The sequence below is a fragment of the Endothiovibrio diazotrophicus genome, from assembly GCF_054657215.1.
Map to the genome: position 1 here is coordinate 1 of NZ_BAAHXB010000390.1, position 230 is coordinate 230.

Below are 230 nucleotides of genomic sequence, written 5' to 3' on the forward strand. Positions count from 1 at the left end.
TGGAGATACCCCACCAGCTTGTCCCACTGGTTGAGGGTGTAGCCGATGGCGTTGCGGGTCAGGCTGTCCTTGGGGACGCGGGTGAGATTGCGTTCCAGCCACTCCTTGAGATCATCCAGCACCGGTTGGGCGAGACGTTGGCGTAGCTCGGTCTTCTCCTGAGCCTGCTTCGGCGGCAGCTTCTTCAGCCGCGCTTCGATGGCGTAGAGCTTGCGAATCTTGCTGAGGGC

At 61.7% G+C, this 230-nt stretch carries 1 protein-coding gene; it reads right to left on the bottom strand.

Translation table 11 applies throughout. From position 1 onward, the window contains the following. Positions 1-230, bottom strand: a 230-nt coding sequence (locus tag ACYQ2W_RS26930; RefSeq protein ID WP_459874232.1) for an IS66 family transposase, incomplete at both ends; no start/stop codon positions are given.